General features: G+C 44.8%; 17 protein-coding genes. 5 read left to right on the top strand and 12 right to left on the bottom strand.

The window, feature by feature from the left end; translation table 11 throughout:
* Positions 1-273: 273 nt before the first annotated feature.
* The 5 genes from MSP8886_RS01510 to MSP8886_RS01485 form a co-directional block, all read right to left on the bottom strand.
* Positions 274-1,668 carry a flavin monoamine oxidase family protein gene (locus MSP8886_RS01510; RefSeq protein ID WP_067011994.1) on the bottom strand — a complete coding sequence of 465 codons (1,395 nt, stop codon included), beginning with the start codon at positions 1,666-1,668 and terminating at the stop codon, positions 274-276.
* A gap of 11 nt (positions 1,669-1,679) precedes the next feature.
* Positions 1,680-3,218, bottom strand: a complete 1,539-nt coding sequence (locus MSP8886_RS01505) for an amidase family protein (RefSeq protein WP_217491197.1) — start codon at positions 3,216-3,218, stop codon at positions 1,680-1,682.
* Between the two features lie 29 nt (positions 3,219-3,247).
* The gene (locus MSP8886_RS01500; protein ID WP_083200706.1) at positions 3,248-4,618 is read right to left on the bottom strand and encodes an APC family permease; all 1,371 of its coding nucleotides are present in this window, start codon (positions 4,616-4,618) and stop codon (positions 3,248-3,250) included.
* A 742-nt stretch (positions 4,619-5,360) separates the two neighbouring features.
* On the bottom strand, positions 5,361-6,422 hold the full coding sequence (locus tag MSP8886_RS01490) for a methyltransferase (protein ID WP_067011990.1): 1,062 nt from the start codon (positions 6,420-6,422) through the stop codon (positions 5,361-5,363).
* On the bottom strand, positions 6,412-7,020 hold the full coding sequence (locus MSP8886_RS01485) for a gamma-glutamylcyclotransferase family protein (RefSeq protein ID WP_067011988.1): 609 nt from the start codon (positions 7,018-7,020) through the stop codon (positions 6,412-6,414). Before MSP8886_RS01485 ends, MSP8886_RS01490 begins: the two co-directional genes overlap by 11 nt.
* 357 nt (positions 7,021-7,377) lie before the next feature.
* Here MSP8886_RS01485 and MSP8886_RS01480 point away from each other — a divergent pair, with 357 nt between their 5' ends.
* Genes MSP8886_RS01480 through MSP8886_RS01465 form a run of 4 tightly spaced genes read left to right on the top strand, consistent with a single transcriptional unit; the run spans position 7,378 to position 10,193 of the window.
* Complete coding sequence (locus tag MSP8886_RS01480; protein WP_139063085.1) at positions 7,378-8,163, top strand: transporter substrate-binding domain-containing protein; 786 nt, start codon at positions 7,378-7,380, stop codon at positions 8,161-8,163.
* 5 nt (positions 8,164-8,168) lie between these two features.
* A complete protein-coding gene (locus MSP8886_RS01475) occupies positions 8,169-8,831 on the top strand; it encodes an amino acid ABC transporter permease (protein ID WP_067011984.1) in 663 nt (220 codons plus the stop codon).
* Positions 8,828-9,478, top strand: a complete 651-nt coding sequence (locus MSP8886_RS01470) for an amino acid ABC transporter permease (RefSeq protein WP_067011982.1) — start codon at positions 8,828-8,830, stop codon at positions 9,476-9,478. Before MSP8886_RS01475 ends, MSP8886_RS01470 begins: the two co-directional genes overlap by 4 nt.
* A complete protein-coding gene (locus MSP8886_RS01465) occupies positions 9,465-10,193 on the top strand; it encodes an amino acid ABC transporter ATP-binding protein (protein ID WP_067011980.1) in 729 nt (242 codons plus the stop codon). The genes MSP8886_RS01470 and MSP8886_RS01465 overlap by 14 nt, the downstream gene beginning before the upstream one ends.
* Before the next feature lie 80 nt (positions 10,194-10,273).
* Here the strand turns inward: MSP8886_RS01465 and MSP8886_RS01460 are convergent, their stop codons facing one another.
* From MSP8886_RS01460 to MSP8886_RS01450, 3 genes are all read right to left on the bottom strand, one after another.
* Positions 10,274-11,806, bottom strand: coding sequence for a DHA2 family efflux MFS transporter permease subunit (locus MSP8886_RS01460; RefSeq protein ID WP_067011978.1), 1,533 nt, complete (start codon positions 11,804-11,806; stop codon positions 10,274-10,276).
* A gap of 9 nt (positions 11,807-11,815) precedes the next feature.
* Positions 11,816-12,877: an HlyD family secretion protein gene (locus MSP8886_RS01455; RefSeq protein ID WP_067011976.1), complete on the bottom strand. Its 1,062-nt coding sequence runs from the start codon at positions 12,875-12,877 to the stop codon at positions 11,816-11,818.
* A 63-nt stretch (positions 12,878-12,940) separates the two neighbouring features.
* A complete protein-coding gene (locus tag MSP8886_RS01450; protein WP_067011974.1) occupies positions 12,941-13,387 on the bottom strand; it encodes a MarR family winged helix-turn-helix transcriptional regulator in 447 nt (148 codons plus the stop codon).
* A gap of 190 nt (positions 13,388-13,577) precedes the next feature.
* On the opposite strand from MSP8886_RS01450, the gene MSP8886_RS01445 reads away from it, so the two are divergent.
* Positions 13,578-14,327 carry an SDR family oxidoreductase gene (locus MSP8886_RS01445; RefSeq protein ID WP_067011972.1) on the top strand — a complete coding sequence of 250 codons (750 nt, stop codon included), beginning with the start codon at positions 13,578-13,580 and terminating at the stop codon, positions 14,325-14,327.
* Here the strand turns inward: MSP8886_RS01445 and MSP8886_RS01440 are convergent.
* The 4 genes from MSP8886_RS01440 to cyoC form a co-directional block, all read right to left on the bottom strand.
* Entirely contained in the window at positions 14,324-15,985 is a 1,662-nt protein-coding gene (locus tag MSP8886_RS01440; protein WP_067011970.1) for a tannase/feruloyl esterase family alpha/beta hydrolase, read from the bottom strand. The two genes, MSP8886_RS01445 and MSP8886_RS01440, sit on opposite strands and share 4 nt — an antisense overlap.
* 180 nt (positions 15,986-16,165) lie before the next feature.
* Complete coding sequence (gene cyoE / locus MSP8886_RS01435; protein WP_067011968.1) at positions 16,166-17,059, bottom strand: heme o synthase; 894 nt, start codon at positions 17,057-17,059, stop codon at positions 16,166-16,168.
* Between the two features lie 67 nt (positions 17,060-17,126).
* The gene (gene cyoD, locus MSP8886_RS01430; protein ID WP_067011966.1) at positions 17,127-17,447 is read right to left on the bottom strand and encodes a cytochrome o ubiquinol oxidase subunit IV; all 321 of its coding nucleotides are present in this window, start codon (positions 17,445-17,447) and stop codon (positions 17,127-17,129) included.
* Positions 17,447-18,058: a cytochrome o ubiquinol oxidase subunit III gene (cyoC, locus tag MSP8886_RS01425; RefSeq protein ID WP_067011964.1), complete on the bottom strand. Its 612-nt coding sequence runs from the start codon at positions 18,056-18,058 to the stop codon at positions 17,447-17,449. Before cyoC ends, cyoD begins: the two co-directional genes overlap by 1 nt.
* Position 18,059: the final 1 nt, after the last annotated feature.

The following is an 18,059-nucleotide window of genomic DNA, read 5'->3' as shown; positions in this document are numbered from 1 at the left end:
ATAAAACATTAAGCTAGGCACTGTACCACTACCTAGCTAGAATGCCCTATTTGGGGCTATGTTGGGTGGAATTGACCCAAAAGGGAGAACAAAAGAAAAGGACAAAGACGGTGTATCTAGTTATCCCTTTCATACATCGTGTAGGCTAATAAGCGTGCTTTTACCCCTTGGGGTTTACGCTTCATCGTAACTCGTGGTGCCATTAATATGACATTACCAACCTCTACCAGGCTGGTAATGTCTAATCCCTTATTGGCTTCCTTTAGTCATCTCCTAGTTCACAGTTTGATGACTCTGCTTCATGTTGAAAATATCAAGAATCTCTTGCGAAACACGTTCTGCCGATTGCAACGCTCCTTCCATATAACCGGCCCATTGCGAAGCGGTTTCAGTACCCGCAAAATGGATACTATTAATCGGTTGACTAACGGCCTCGCCAAAAATGCTCCAAGCACCTGGTGGCAAGTAACCACCATAAGCACCACGCGAGTACTCTTCTTGTGCCCAATCTAGTTCTTTATATTCAGTGTAACGATCGACTTGTGAACCAAAGTAGTCGCGTAGACACTCGATGACTTTTTGCTCACGCTCTTGGGCTGTTTTAGTTCCCCAGTAACGACCTTCATCCGCTTCCATAAAGCCAACCAAAATGCCACAACTCCCATCTTTCGGTGAGTTGTCATAGGTCAAACTCAATGGCAAAGTGGTAGATGACGCCAAACCGCTAAGCTCCTCGTCACGCCAGAAAGGCTTCTCAAATGTGACAATCACTTTGATGACGGCTCCCATGGCAGTACGCTGTGTTAATTGATCACGAATACCGGGAAGAGCGGGTTTATAGGACAAACGACCCGCCAACGCTGGAGGCAAAGCAACAACAACGCGCTTTGCGTTCACTTGAAGAGAGTGAGTAGAAACCACCACGTTATTACTAAAATGCTCAACACAAGTAACAGCCTGGTTCAGTAGTACATCGTCACCAAGACGTTTAGCCAAACCAATGGGCAACTGTTGTGCTCCATTGATAAAACGAAGTTCTTGAGCCCCACCTTCTGTATTAATTAAGGTATCAATGCCTTCACCGGACGCCACATAGAACAGGACATGCAACATTGACAGTTCATGAGCTTCTGCCGAAAAAATCGACATAGCAATGAACGTCATAGCGTCCCTCGCAATATCCGACGTCGTATTCTGACGAATCCAATCAGCGTATGTGATTTTATCGTATGCACGATGTTCTTCCTTTGCCCACGGCTTCGTCGTATCTATTTCGGACGCCAACTCATTCAAACGATCCATGGCGCGTTCAATTTCTTCCGCAATATCGTCATCCATCTCAGGAAAGAAACTGTCTCTTACTTGTTTTTCTCCCGTCATCATGAAAACGTTCTTTCCTTTGTTATAAGTCGGAAAGAGTTCTTCGCCTAATGATTGTGCAACTTTATGGGCTCGATGATGGGTTGGCCCAAGCCATTGGCCACCAAGATCCACTCGCGCTCCATTTTTCAACGTGTGACTTAACAAACGGCCACCCACACGATCACGCGCTTCTAATACGAGTACAGATAATCCTTGCTCTTTTAAAAGGGTGGCAGTTTGCAAACCAGAGAGGCCAGCACCGATAACAACAACATCACATTCTTTCGTTAAGGAAACATTTCCCATTATATTTTCTCCTAAGCAACGGAATTTTCTAATGACAGTGGAGGGCAAGAGAACGGGTTAAGCTGTCTGGCAGCCATTTCCGCAAACGCCAAGGTGGTATTATCCTGATAGAGACCGCCGATGATTTGCACCCCAGCAGGTAAACCATTAACCAAATAGCCGGTTGGCATAGCCGTCGCTGGTAAGTTAGCTAAAGTCGCTAAGCCCGGCCACGACAAGTTATAGAGATAAGGAGCTTGTTGACCGCTGATGGTCAAGACACGACCAATCTGAGCACTAGGGCCATGGCCTTCCAACTGATGCTCGAAAGCAACTGTGGACGTAACAGGACAAATCAGTACATCATACTGCTGGAAGAAGTGCTCCCATTTTTCACTATTTTCTGCACGAGCTTGGTTGACGGATTCACTTTCATGGGCAGGATTTTTGGTATATTCATACAGTTCTTTCGCAAATGGCTTGCCTTCAAAAGACTGGGCTTGCGCTAAGAATGCCTCTTTCACATCCTTTTCCATTCGGCTACCAATGACACCAAATAGCGTTTTTAAATAGGTATCATGGATATTTTGCGGATCGATATCTGGATGAACACCAACATCCACATGGACGCCTTCTTGGCGAAGATCTTCCACAAATTGCAAAATCGCCTTGGCATAACCTTCATCAAGAGGGAATGCATCCAACCAAACCCCCACTTTGTATTCATGTAAGTGTGCATAGCGTTGTGCTGGAAGATCAACAGCCGCTGATTCATCGGATTCGTGTAACCCACACAATACGCCAAACAGCAAACGTAAATCCGAGGCATCACGTGCCATCGGCCCCATAACGGTTAATTGAGATGGCGTGGTCGCAAAAGGGCCTGGAGGTATATGGCCAGCAACAGGTAACACACCGTAAGTGGGTTTATGGCCAAACACACCACAAAAATGTGATGGACAACGAATAGAGCCACCAATATCACTGCCAAGCTCTAATGCCGTAAAACCCGCTGCTAATGATGCTGCAGAGCCACCAGAAGAGCCTCCCACTGTATGTTTGATATTCCATGGGTTATTGGTCACACCATAAACCTCGTTATAACTTTGGTGATCTCCACACCCAGCAGGTAAATTCGTTTTACCAAAGATAGACGCACCTGCATCACGAATGCGCTTCACCAGAACCGCATCCTTTTGGGGACGATGGTTGGCAAAATTGGGCAAACCACATGTGGCTTTCATACCGATGACTTCAAATGAGTCTTTTATGGTCATAGGAAGCCCCGCCAGAACCCCAATTGGCTTACCTAATACACGCAGACGATCCACCCGTCGGGCTGCCGCCATTGCTCGTTCTCTATCCTGATCAACAATAATATTAAGTTGGCCGTTTAACTGATCGACTCGGTTAAAATGCCACTCTAATAACTCTGTGGCACTGAACTCTTTTTCCCTAAGCCGCCTTAACATTATATGAGCAGGACCAGTTAACACAGCGGTTTTTTCATCCATTAGGTTCGACACTTTTGAGGTAGTCGCCTCATTCTTATTAATAAAGTAATCACTCATAATTTTTTCCTATTATTTTTTTAATCAGCTCAAACGGCCATCTCAATCTTGGCTTTTTCCCGATTTACCAACGCGTAAATAATGCCTGTTGCCAACCAAATACTGCCCAAAATCATGGCATCTTTATTCATTCCTGATAACACACCAATCACAACAGCAATCCCGATAAAAGGCACAATGACATGGGCAAACCATTTACGATTTGGGTTTTTCATACCAAAGCGGACAAACACGGCAACATGCAGCAAAAGGAAACCAGATAACGCACCAAAGTTAACCAGTGACGTGAGCGTATCAAGGCGATCTTGCATCACTAAAGCTGTTGCCAAGGTAAAAAGGGTAGAAACGATCATCGCGACAAAAGGTGTTTTGTGTTTAGGATGAAGCTTGGAAAGAACAAACGGCAACTGACGATCACGCCCCATTGCAAAAAGCACTCGAGCAACACTGGATTGCATAGGTAGGGTATTCGAAAAGCCAACAACGATAGTTAACAACCACGCCAAGGCGGTTGAGGCCCAAGGACCAACTTGGATGGATAAAATCTCGAAAATGGCAGTAGCTGGGTTAGAGTATTCGATTCCTTTCATCAAATTACCAATGACCAAAGAAGTAAAAGTAAACACCACGCCACATATTGCTAGAACGATCATAATGGCACGGCCAATTTGCTTGGGATCTTTACTACTCGTCTCTTCTGATAGGGTTGAAATGGCATCGAAACCTAAAAAAGATAAAACACATACAGAGGCACCAGCAAAGACATAATGCCAACTAAATCCCACGCTATTGTATAGCGGAGCCAACGTCACTCCGCCGGTACCCTTACCATGCTGTAACGCAATAATCGCTAGGGCAATTACACCACCAACAATAATAAATTGACCAATGACAGAATAAAGACTGGCTTTCGCTGTTACCTGCACCCCAAACCAGTTAATAAGAAAAGAAGAACCTACTAAAATGAAAATCCAAGTACTTCTGTCTATGGAAGGAATTAGGATATGACAACTAAACGACATGAGTAGGAAAACGAGGGCGGGAATTAATAAGTAATCAAGCAAAATCAGCCAACCACCAACAAATCCCGCAAAGTGCCCTAAACCGAAACGCACATAACTATATATGGAGCCTGCAGACGGGACTTGTTCGGCCATGGTCACATAACTTTTTGCAGTAAAATACATACAAATTGTCGCGACCACAAAGGCCAGTGCGATTAAACCACCAGACACATCCCAAACAAATCCGAACGTAGTTAATGGCACAACAGGAGCAATAAATGCCAATCCATAAGCAACCAGTTCTTTTAGACCTAACGTCCTTTTTAGTTGGCTCGTATTGTCAACGGATGAGCTAGCATCCCCTTCTATAATCGTGTTTGCTACCGCTTCGCTCATAGAGACTCCTCGATATATTTGTTTTATCTTTTTTATTCTTGTGTCATTGCCGTTATAGAGCCTTCAATCGTAGGTCTAAGCATACTCGTCACCGACTCATAACTATGTGCAATCTGAAATATGTGCTAAACGCACACATTTATTTCAATCCATTTTCCATGCCACTTTTTAAATTGTTATACAAAACAACAGTTTAAATAAAAACAGAATGATCCTTCAAATTTCACGTCACTTTCAATGCACAATTTCGAGTCAATATGGGTGAAATTGACCCAAAGTAGACAAGAGTTGAATACCCTTTACTACTATGAAAACAAACCAAGACAAGCAGCAAAAAGCGCATCTAGTATCACAAAATGGCGGAACATAATTTCGCTGTACTTTAAAAAAGAGGCTGGGTAAAAATGGAAGCTATGGTGTGGCAGCAGAACGCTCACTACACAATGTGTTATTTATGAAAATTGCGGTGTGGATCGCAGTTTTCCTTGTTGCCATTATGGCTATGGCCCTCTACTTAATGGTGACTCTACCGTCAAAAAAATTAGTGTATATGTCGCAACAAAAACCGCTGCTTGTGAGTAAGGAAAAGTCAAAGTCATCAATCAAATGACAGTATTTCGGGAAGTTTGGAGAAGTTTGGCGCTCTAGTGCAGCGTTTTGCGATCAACAAATAATCTCGGTAAACGAAGGGAGGAAAAACATTATAGCGTTACTCTAAGTAACGCTATAATGATGTTCTGGGTTATTTTTTCTTTGGCTGCCGTCCGTGATAAATGGCAAAACCTTTATCACGCAAAAGACGGGTATGAGAACCTAATGCCGCATCCAACAAGGGGGCGTAACGCAAAAAATCATTGGCCACCACGAACAGTTCTCCATTTAGCGTCAAATAATCTTTCACGCCCATAAAGAAATGCTCAGCAATACTGTAATCCGTATTAATACCTGAATGAAAAGGTGGATTGGTGATCACATAGTTAAAACGACCTTTCACCTCTTTAAGACCATTGGATGCAATCACCGTCAATGCCTGGCTCGCCTGATTCGCGGCAAACGTCAACTGCGTTGCCTTGATAGCTAAAGCACTGTCATCCAACGCCGTAATAGGCGCGCCCGTTTTGTGATAGAGCCAAAGGGCAATAATGCCATCTCCGCAACCGAAATCGAGCAAGCGGGCATTTTTCACATCGCTCATAAAGCGATGCTGGCTCAATTGCTCTAATAATAGCTCTGTCCCTTTATCGAGTTTTTTATGGCCAAATACGCCTGGTAAGCTGCATAACACTAGCGACTGGCCTGCCACTTCCAAAGACCAAGTGGTCACCCATTTTTCCAAAACAAAAGGTTCAGCAGGACGACGTTTATAACCTTGATACAACAAGCAGTGCTTCGCACTGTCCACCTTACCGACCTCGTCTAAACTCGCTTCTAGATATTTGGTCGCGGATTTCACACCACTTTTATTGTCACCCACTAACCAGACTTGTCCGCCTTCTTTTAAATGTGGCAATGTCACCGCTAAAAGATAGCTCAGAAGCTCTTTTGCCTTGGGTTGATAAATAATGACATGATCAAAATCACTGCCTAAATGCGCATCCCATTGCTCGCTAAACAACAATTTACTCTCGTCAAACCCCACTTGTATGAGCGCATCATATTGCGTTTTGGATTGATTCCATACATACACATCCGCTAGGCTGCTCAACTCTCGTGCATAGGTGTCTTCTGGGTTGGCAAACAACACTTTGCCAGTCAGCTCAGATTCATTGCGTGCCAATAGTTGGCTTGTCGCATTAAGGTTCATAGGTTACAGATAACTCTTTAGTAGAAAGGGTGGTAACAGGTGCTAATAACCGATTCAAACGATCTGTACACAGGTCTGGCTGAACACGGGGATAGCGAGGTGTTTGTCGATCATTTAACAATGGGGCATTCCAGCCTTTGGTTTGGGCCAAAAAGTCTTGCACAAAGGCATCACCATGCTCTAGGCAGCCCGATAAAATTACATCGACATAGCTTAAAGCAATGGGACAGTCAGAATGAGGGGCGACCAAATCGGCGGTGTGATAGACCCAATAGGTTCCCTCAGGAAGAGGGTCATCTTGATAAGTCGTTAATTGAGACAGCTCAATTTTTGTGCGTTCATAGCCACTCTCACGCTCATCAAATAACGGCAGTTGATCTGCTGGCACCTCCACTAATACACCATTACAAGCCTGTTTAGGCGACTGGATCACCGCGACAGAACTCATACCAAACTCAGCAGACATCACAGACCAATGGCGCTCAAAGCCATGTAACTTCACTGGCCAAACTCGGCCAGTTTCCCCTGTTTTAGCACGACTTTGACTGTTGATTAGACTGCCATAGCCTAAAATAAAATGTCGATTATATGAATTCATCCTCGCCTCCTACAATCGCTGCCTTTTGATACGTTATATGGGCATGCATAATAGCCTGCGAGAGATAGAAGTACTAGGGATAGACACACCAGATAGCCTTTAGAATTTGCTCAGTCCATTGATATAGGGCAAAGCGCCCTATAATAGGTCGTTGCATTGCACCAGTTTAAACCAATATCACTCGATCATACCTCAGGTAATTGCCTGCAAAAAAATAACCACTCGGTTAAGTCTTGCAAAATAGTTCTATAAATACATTACCTTATAAATAGTATGAAATATAAATTTCATACTGGCACACCTGTTGCAATCCTGCGTTTAACATCATCGCCCAAAATCAAGGAACACCCCATGAGTATGAAGTCTTTTTTCGGCAAAGTGCTTGTTATCGTAGCGTCTTTAAGTTCTATCGCCGCCGCTCAGGCGAATACCCTAGAAGATATTCAGCAACGTCATCTCATCCGTATTGCTGTCCCTCAAGACTTCCCCCCCTTTGGTTCTGTCGGTCTCGATATGCAGCCGCAAGGTATTGACATTGATATGGCCAACTACATAGCTAAACAGTTGGACGTTAAACTGCAACTGGTGCCAGTAACCAGTGCCAATCGCATCCCTTACCTTCAAACCCATAAGGTAGACTTGGTCATTTCCAGCCTCGGGAAAAACCCTGAACGCGAAAAGGCCATCGATTTTTCCAAAGCTTATGCACCGTTCTTCCTAGGGGTATTTGGTGAAAAAGACATTCCCGTTCACGATGCTGCTGACCTTGCGAATAAAACAGTCGGGGTGACTCGTGGGGCGATAGAAGATCTGGAACTCACCAAAATAGCGCCCAAAAGCACCACAATACAGCGTTTTGAAGACAATAATACCACTCTATCGGCTTACTTATCTGGGCAGGTCAATCTTATCGCAACAGGCAACCTTGTCGCTGCCAATATTGCCAAACGCGATCCAAGCCATGCCCCCGTTAGTAAGTTTGTATTGAAAAACTCGCCTTGCTACATCGGTATGATGAAGAATGAGCCAGCGCTCAAAGCCAAAGTGAATGAACTGATCAGCAAAGCGCTAAAAGACGGCACCCTTAACAAAATCTCTCTTAAATGGTTAAAAGCACCGTTACCGAAAGGCTTTGGTGAATAATCTCCATGTTAGATTTTGCCGCTCTTTTACCCTATAGCCATGTATTTATACATGGCCTAATAACCACTGTGGAAATCAGTTTGTTAGCAACGGTTTTGGGCTTGGTATTGGGAGTCACATTTGCGGTGGCTCGCCAATACGGCGCAACCTGGCTGTCACGCGTCGTCAATGTCTACGTAGAACTCATTCGTAATACGCCCTTTATCGTCCAACTGTTTTTTATCTTTTTTGGTTTACCGAGTATTGGCTTCAAGCTCTCCGCCTGGGAAGCAGGTACCATTGCTATGGTGGTGAACCTTGCCGCCTACAGCACAGAAATCATACGTGCCGGCCTTGCTTCCACACCAAAAGGACAATGGGAAGCGGGTAAAGTACTTGGCTTAAGTTTTAAACAAACCTTGTTTCGTGTTGTCATCATTCCTGCAATCGAAAAGATCTATCCGGCCCTTACCAGTCAATGCATTATAGTCATGCTGGGCTCGGCGGTACTGTCACAAATTTCAGTACAAGACCTAACTTATGCAGCCAACTTTGTACAATCCCGTAACTTTCGCAGCTTTGAAAGCTACTTGGTCACGGCATTCCTATATTTGTTTTTAGCCATTCTCATGCGTAAAGCCTTTAACCTCATTGGAAAGAGATTGTTCTCTTATCGAGCAGAAAGATGATTGAGTTTTCTAACTACGACATTATTCGTAACTTATTAATTGCCACTCAATGGACAGTTCTGTTGTCCCTGGCCGCGTTTGCTGGTGGTATCAGTGTTGCCTTGTGCTTGACGGCCGCTCGTTTGACTAAAAATCCGGCGCTGGCAGGACTGATCAAACTTTATGTGGAAGTGTTTCAAGGTACACCGCTATTAATGCAAATGTTCCTTTGCTTCTTCGGTTTGTCTTTGGTGGGACTAAATATTTCTGCGTGGAACGCCGCCGTCCTTTCTTTGACCTTGTTCACCAGTGCTTTCTTGGTGGAAATTTGGCGTGGTTGTATCGACACCTTACCAAAAGGCCAGTGGGAAGCCTCCCGTTGTTTAGGACTGAGCTTTCTACAAACCCTGCGCTATGTGGTATTGCCACAAGCGTTTAAAGTCGCCCTTGCTCCCTCTATCGGGTTTTCCGTACAGGTTGTCAAAGGCACAGCCTTAGCCTCAGTCATTGGTTTTGTGGAGCTCACCAAAGCCGGCACTATGCTCAATAATGCCACCTTTGAGCCATTCAAAGTCTTTGCCTTTGTCGCCCTCATTTACTTTGCACTGTGTTATCCCTTATCGCTGACCAGTAAAATTTTGGAGAAGAAATTCAATGTCTCTCGTTAATATTCATGAAGTACACAAATACTACGGCGATCTGCACGTTTTAAAAGGCATTAACCTCAATATAAAAGCGGGTGAAGTGATCTCCATCATAGGTCGTAGTGGATCAGGGAAAAGCACTTTATTGCGCTGTATGAACGGCTTGGAAAAATACCAAAAAGGCGGCATCACAGTCGATGGCAAAGAAGTGACGACAGAAGAGATTCAAGTCAGAATATTGGCCCGTAGCGTCGGGATGATTTTCCAAAGCTTTAACCTTTTCCCTCATTTAACGGTCGGCGAAAACATCATGTTAGCGCCCACCATCGTTCTCAAAAAAAGCAAGCAGGAAGCGCAGGAAACCGCCAAAGCCATGCTCGACAAAGTCGGCTTAGCGGATAAGTTTGATAGTTTCCCAGAGAAGCTTTCTGGCGGACAACAGCAACGTGTCGCCATCGCCCGCGCCTTAGCCATGAACCCGAAAGTGTTATTGTGTGATGAAATCACCTCGGCACTTGATCCAGAACTGGTTGGCGATGTGCTAAAAGTACTAGAACAACTTGCCAAAGAAGGCATGACACTGGTGCTGGTGACCCACGAAATGAACTTTGCTCGAGATGTGGGCGATCGAGTCGTCTTTATGCACCAAGGTAAAGTCTGGGAAGAAGGTCCTGCGAAAGAGGTATTTGCCAATCCGCAAACCGACGAGCTGAAAAACTTTGTGAACTCCGTACTTTAAGTCGCTAGATCATCATTGAAAGGGTCAGCAGGCGCTAATGAAAAATGCCATTGCGCCTTTTCGACAAATAGCTCGGTCTTTTACTTGGCTTTTTTGCCTTCTCCCTTGATTAAAAAGACCAAAGGCAAAGCACAAATCGCGACCCACATCACAAACCTAAAGTCTTGCAAATAAGCCAAAGTCATCGCTTGTGAGTTCACTATTTGATCAAGGTACGCCAACCCCTGAGTGGTCTGTGTATTCAGTACACCTTCTTGCTGTGCCACATTCAAATTTAGGTTAAAAGGGGTCATATAGTCAGCAAATGCAGAATGATTAATTTGTACTCGCTGTGCAAGATAGGTGGTCACAACCGAAATGCCGATACTACTACCTATGTTACGTAACAGACTGAACATTGCTGTCCCTTCATTACGGTATTTCGGATTCAACGTAGCAAAAGAGACTGTAGATAATGGAACAAACAAAAAGCCTAATCCCATTCCTTGTATCATTCCGCTATAAATAATCGTGAACGCCGTGACATCGGCCGTAAAGTGCGTCATTTGCCACAAGGAGATAATAACCAACACTAAACCTAGGGTGATCATATAGCGAGGATCGACCTTACCCGACAACCTCCCTACCACCAACATGGCCGCCATGGTACCAAAACCACGAGGGGCTAAAATCGTACCAACAGAAATCACGGGATAGCCCATGAGATCCTGCATAAAGGGCGGTAAAAGAGACATGGAGGTTAATAAAATCACCCCTACAATAAAGATAAAAATCATGCCTACCGTAAAGTTTCGATCCCGAAACATCCCTGGGTCAACAAAGGGATGGCTGTGAGTAAACGCATGCACAATGAACATATAGCCAGTAATCACGGTGAGCATACATTCAATGATAATTTCTGGACTATTAAACCAGTTCTGGGATTGTCCCCGATCCAACATCAACTGCAACGCGCCAATACAAATCCCTAACAGTGCAAAGCCAAACAAATCAAACTTACGGGACAGATCAATTTCGGTTTCTTTCACATACCGAGCGATCCCAAACCAAGCGATAATGCCAAATGGAACATTGATGTAGAACACCCAACGCCAGCTATAATACTCTGTCAGAACCCCTCCAAGATAAGGGCCCAAAATTGGCCCAACCATAACCCCCACACCCCACATGGCCATGGCAGAACCGTGTTTTTCTCTTGGGTAGGTGTCCAATAAGACGGACTGAGACAAAGGCACTAGGCTGGCACCAAACACCCCTTGTAACAATCGAAACAAGACAATTTGATCCAGCGATTGAGCCGCGCCACAGAGGATAGATGAAATGGTAAAACCCACTACGGAGGCCATAAACAAACGCTTACGGCCAATTCGTGAGGCCACAAAGCCCGTCAGAGGCATGCAGATTGCTGCCGCTACGATATAGGAAGTCAACACCCAGGAAATTTGATCCTGTGTCGTCCCCATTGATCCTTTCATATGCGGCAAAGCAACGTTGGCTATGGTGGTATCCAACGCCTGCATAATGGTCGCTAACATCACAGAAAGCGTGATCATCAGCGTATTAACGGTCATCTGAAAGCCTCTGTGACTGGTTGAGGACTGATTATTTGTCATAGCTCCACCTTACAGTTGGATACCAAATAAACTGCGGTGGTGATTCGTATCAATCGTCACATCGGCACTCATGCCATCTCGAAGCACTGGCATACCAGGTTGATCTTGAATACTAATTCGAACGGCCAAGCGTTGTGCGACTTTTACCCAGTTACCTGTCGCATTTTGTGCAGGTAATACCGAAAACCGAGAGCCGGTGGCAGGACTAATACTTTCTACTTTACCTTTCCACACTACACCTGGGTAGGTATCCACCGAAACATCGACACTTTGACCAGGCTTCACATAGGTTAACTGCTTCTCAGTGAAATTCGCTTCAATACGCTTATGATCTGACACCAGCATCATGCGAGTCGCCCCTGTATTTGTGTATTCCCCTACCAGAGGCAGGTGCGCAACAATGCCATTACTTGGCGCAACGACCTTGACATAACTTAGGTTCAACTCAGCTTGATCAAGTGCAGACTGATAGATTTTATAGTTGGCCTGATCTTCCACTGGCATGTCTGGATTGCCGCCTAAATCCGCTTTCAGTTCTTTAATATTGTTTTTCAGCTCAGCCACATTCAATACGCTGACACGTACTGCTTGCTGGGCTTTGTCGTAATCAGAATCTGAAATAAAATGCTTTTTAAACACGTTTTCTTGGCGTATTTCTTCACGTTGATTAAAGGCCAATTGCGTTTTTGCTAATTCAAGTTTGACCAACTCTTGTTGATAAGCGGCTTTCTTGGCTAATAAGTTATTGCGGACTAAGTTCAATTGACTTTTGGCTTTATCCACTGCCAGTTGGTAAGGCCTCGCATCAATGCTATACAGTAATTGCCCTTTGTTTACATCTTGGTTTTCTTTCACATCCACCGTTTTAATAAGCCCAGACACTTGGTTCGTAATGGCCGTCATATCCGCTTGCACATAAGCATCATCCGTTTCTACATCACGCCCGCCCAGCATATAAATGACGGCTGAGACCAAAACGATCAAAAGAGGGACGCCTATCAACAAAAGACGACGCTTTCCTCGATTGGTAGATTGCTTTGTCTCGATGGGGTTATTGTCTTGTTCACTCATGTTATTTAGCTCTCCAAAAAGAGTCGATTTTGTCGCTTTGGTTGAATTAAGAAGCCGATCGCATTACGAAACATTCTCAGATGGGTCATCTTGCAAATTGTGGTGTATTTTCTCTAAAAGAGCTTGTAGTTGCTCTATTTCAAGCACGGTTAACCCATCAAACGCTTTCAGTCTCACTTCACCAATCGCTTGGTTTATCTTCATCAATTGCTCAGCAGCGGCATCGGTCACGTACAAGCAATAAGCCCGACGGTCAGCAGAGTCAGCTCGTCTTTCCACCAATCCAGTTTTGGCTAATTGATCAATTAAACGCGCCAAGGAAATCGGCTGAATTTCTAAGTGCTCGGCTAAGGTAACTTGTCGAATCCCCGGATAACGGGAGACAGAAAGCAATGTTTTCGCCTGCATGAGCGTCATGGCACTTGAGTTTTTGTTGTACTCACGGCGCATCAAACGCAGCACATCTGTCATTAAGAAACCAATATTGTTACCTACGCTTTTATCCGTCATATTGCCCCCAATTCAGTATGAGTTGATTATTATATACAAAGCTTATTATATTCAATGATCATTATTTAAAGTACGCAATGCTTCCTTAATAGATCCGGTTTCAGTCACACTGTTGAGAGCTAAAACGCTGTCTTCTAAAAAAGAAAGTTGCTAATGTCGTAACCTGATAAACAAACCATAAGGACATATCATGAGTCAGCCCATCTTATTGATTACGGGTGGTAGCCGAGGCATTGGTGCCGCGACCGCGACCTTAGCGGCCCAGCAAGGTTATGAGGTCGTTATCAACTATCGCTATGATGAAAGTGCCGCGAACGCTATTCAACAGTCGATTGTCGCTGCTGGCGGAAAAGCCCATTGTGTACAAGCCGATATCAGCGAAGCCTCACAAGTAACAGAAATGTTCTCATTGATTCGAAAAAAATGGGGACCAATTCAGGGGTTGGTCAACAGTGCCGGAGTATTGGATCAACAAACCTCTTTTGTCGAGACGACTCCAGAGCGTTGGCAACGTATTTTTCAGACCAATGTTTTTGGCACCATGCAATGCTGCCAAGAGGCTTTCCAAGACATGGCACGCAGCAAAGGTGGACAAGGCGGCAGCATCGTTAATGTCTCGTCTTTGGCTTCCGTGTATGGCTCTCCCAATGAATACGTGGACTATGCGGCGAGTAAAGGCGCAGTCGATTCGTTCTCACGCGGCTTTGCTTTAGAAGTTGCCAGCGACGGCATACGTGTCAACGTCGTTAGACCAGGACTCATTTATACAGATATGCATGCTGACGGTGGCGAAGCAGGTAGAGTGGACCGAATAGGACCCAACTTACCGCTACAAAGAGGGGGGCAACCAGAAGAAGTAGCGGAAGCAATTTTGTGGCTGCTGAGCAACAAATCCAGCTATACCACTGGCGGTTTCATCGACGTGGGCGGAGGACGTTAATAAGAGTACGCGTCCACGCCACAGGCAAACGAACTCGCCAAAGCATAAGGTCCTCGCTGATAAACCGCATAGGACGGGTAAGGGCACAGTGGACGAGTAATGCCTATCATGCTCTCGGGTAACTCTGGGTTGGGAAGGTGTGTCGCCGCAACAATGGTATTAGGACGTTGCCGCCTTTCTACCCAGTTCACTAATGGCATTAACATATCAAAGCGGTCCAATGTCGGGCCGCCTTCTCCATGAGACATACCAGGTACACGATAAAAACGAACAAACTGGTTTGCTTTGCCCGCTAAATTAAAATTCAGGTAATCATACCAACGCATGGTATCTCTCACTGAAAACACCGGATCACTATTACCGTGGAAAATAATCATTTTACCGCCATGCTGACGAAATACCGTCAATTTAGGATCCATCACATCCGGCGGTGTCATAACGCTCATGGCAGACTCGGGAAACCTCTGACTGGTTGCGAAAATTTTTGGTGCATCTTTATCAAAGTCAAAATCCAATAAAAATTGCTCAAGTGAAAACGGGTTACTCGCGACTTTTACCGGTGGTGTCATAAAAATCGTCGCCAATGAAGCCGCTCCCAGAACATCGATTATTGGCTTACGAGACCAATTATCTACCGTACTTTCTATTTTCCAAGTACGCCAATTACTGGACAGCATCCCCGCATCATAAACCCAGCTAGAGTAAAGAGCTTCGTTTCGACTATTATGAGGCCCCTGAAACATACGAATAATCGCAGCGACTTTATCCACAGGCAGACAGTTACGATCAAATTCGCTTTTACACACCAATGAAGTGGGTTCAAACACCCGTTGGCAGGCCTTAGAGGCGAAAATTAAATGGTCTCGAATACCATCCAAATCATCACACTGTCTCAATAGTCCTCGTACAAACAAGGATAAATCCCGAGGGGTCAACGCCTTAGCAAGGTCTGCGTTGACCGCATGAAGAGACTGTATATCCCAAGCATGCTGAAGGGCGGCTTTGGGCATATTGATTCCAGGATACCCAACTAAGAGTCCATCAAAAAAATTCGGAAAGCGCGTAGCAGCGACCATCGCCACACGCCCCCCATTGGAGGCACCAATGCCATAACTGTAGCGAATAGGTGTGTTGTAATAACGCTCCGTCATTAAACGAGCAATGGGATAAAGCTTACGAACCACATCGTAGCCAAAATCGCGACGCGCTTGGGGATCATATCCAAACATCGCGCTGCCGACCAAGTTAGATGAGTCCCCCTTATCCTGATTATGGCCCCCATTACTGGAAATGACCGCAAAGCCTTGATTTACAGCGTACTGGGCCGTGATCTGGCCAGTCATGTTACCAAGAGCAGGCCTGACCTCGCCATCATTACCACCATTAAACTGATAGGCAAGACGCCCTTGCCAAAAGCGTGGCAAACGTAGTTCAAACTTTATTTGGTAGCGCTTTCCGTCAACACCCAAGCGTTTAGGAAGCGCCCCTTGCACCAGGCAATAGGGATAACGCACCTGAGCATCGGGAAAATGCATATCGGCCTTGGCACTTACCCCTTGAGGCAAATCTAATACCAGCTCTTGGCAACTCATCGCATTCGCGGTGCCAACGAAGACAGATATCAGTACAGTCCAAAAGGACACAAAAAGCCACTTCATTACAAAATCCTTTGTTTTGAATACAAATAATCGGCTTGGTACAAAAGAACACTATTTAAACAAGTCTTAAACATGCTGCTCAAAAACACAAGATTCATTCGTAACAAAAGAAAAAGAAAGGCAGAAAATAAGCGGAAATAGAATAATAAAAAACGGGCCTAAGCCCGTTTTAGAAACACATTAGTGCGCTGAAGCAAAAACCAAAAAGTCAGATGGCAAAGCTCTAAAATCCACTGACATTGTGATACTTAAAGCCGTTACCGTAAAAATGGAAAAGAAAAACACCTGACGTGCCCATCCATTAATATCGATATCCTTGGCATACCCCTTAAGAGCCATACCAAGCCACCACAAACTGGTTGCAAGCGCGACGACCATAAAGCCGATCCCAACGTAGCCAGTCAAAGGCAATAAAGCGGATACAATCGCAAAGGCCGCAATGTGCAGCACAATGTGTCGCTTCGCTTTTGAAATACCTTCAGCAACGGGCAATACTGGAATATTCGCGGCTGCATAATCTTTGTAGCGAAAAATAGCAATGGCATAAGAATGCGGCATTTGCCAGATAGAAAACATCGCTAACAAAATGGCTGCGCCCGCATCAAACTGACCTGAGGCCGCACAGTAACCAACCACAGGTGGCACGGCACCTGATAAACTACCGATAAAGGTGCCATAGACAGAATTGCGTTTGAAATACATGGTGTACAAAACGACGTACACAAAGTAACCAAAACCCGCAAAAAACACAGCTACCCAGTTGGTAAAGTAAGCCAACAAGCCAAAGCCGATTAAGCCAATTACCAATGAGTGGAAGAAAGCCGCTTTACCGGACATTTCACCCGTGACAGTGACACGGTTACGTGTACGCTGCATCTTTGCATCAATGTCTCGGTCAATGTAGTTATTCATGGCACAGCCAGAAGCCACTACCAGCGACAATCCAATCACTGTCGCGAGCATCAAAATCCAGTCAACCTCGCCGCGAGAGGCTAAAAAGAAGCCCCCCGCAACAGAGATGAGGTTACCCATAATGATGCCAGGTTTAGTCACCTGCAGATAACGCTTAAACATCTTTATGGACTCCCATTGGATGCGCATGACTTATAATAAAAGAAGTCTGCATACTCATCACGTTCACTTACATCATCATCGCGTTAGAAGCGTAGATAATCCAAACGGACAATCCAACAACCATGATAATGATCACAAAAGCAAAGATAATAGAATAAGTGTCTAACTTACCTTCTTCAGAGAAGTTCAAGTGAAGGAAGTACTTCATATGAACAAAGATCTGTACGATTGCGAATATAATAATCGTAATGTAAGTTGGCCCTTTATCAAATGCTTCAGTCATAACCAACCAAAATGGAATCCCTGTCAGAATGACTGACAGGATGAAACCCTTGATGTATGACCCATAGCCGACGTGAGAATTGGCTTGAGAAGAATGATCACTCATTAGACCGCTCCCATCAGATAAACAACAGTGAAAACACAAATCCAGACAACATCTAGGAAATGCCAGAACAAACTTAAGCAGCTGAGACGAGTCACTGTTCGGCTACCGAAGCCCGACTTAACCAGTTCGACCATCATGATAAACATCCAGATCAAACCTGCAGTCACGTGCAAACCGTGGGTACCTACCAGCGTAAAGAACGCAGATAGGAAAGCACTTCTTTGTGGACCATTACCATTCTCAATTAGGTGATGGAACTCGTACAATTCCATGCCGATAAACGTCAAGCCTAACAAGAAAGTAATACCTAACCACATTAAGGTACTAGCACGCTTGTGATTACGAGCGCAGATCAAAGCGAAACCATAGGTGACACTTGAAACAAGTAACACGGCTGTTTCAACTAGAACAAAGTCCAGTTCAAAAATATCCTTACTCGATACACCTCCAGCTGTGTTCATAAAGAGCACAGCGTAGGTAGCAAACAGAGACGCAAATAATAAACAGTCCGTCATCAGGTACAACCAGAATCCAAACACGTTATGAGGTGCTGGATCGTGGTCATGATGCTCATCGTGAGCAATATGTGCATTCATATGTGTCGTGCTCATG

Origin of the sequence: Marinomonas spartinae (assembly GCF_900089775.1) — a bacterium.
GTDB lineage: Bacteria > Pseudomonadota > Gammaproteobacteria > Pseudomonadales > Marinomonadaceae > Marinomonas > Marinomonas spartinae.
The sequence above is the reverse complement of the archived record's forward strand: the minus strand, read 5'-3'. Positions and strand labels throughout refer to the sequence as shown.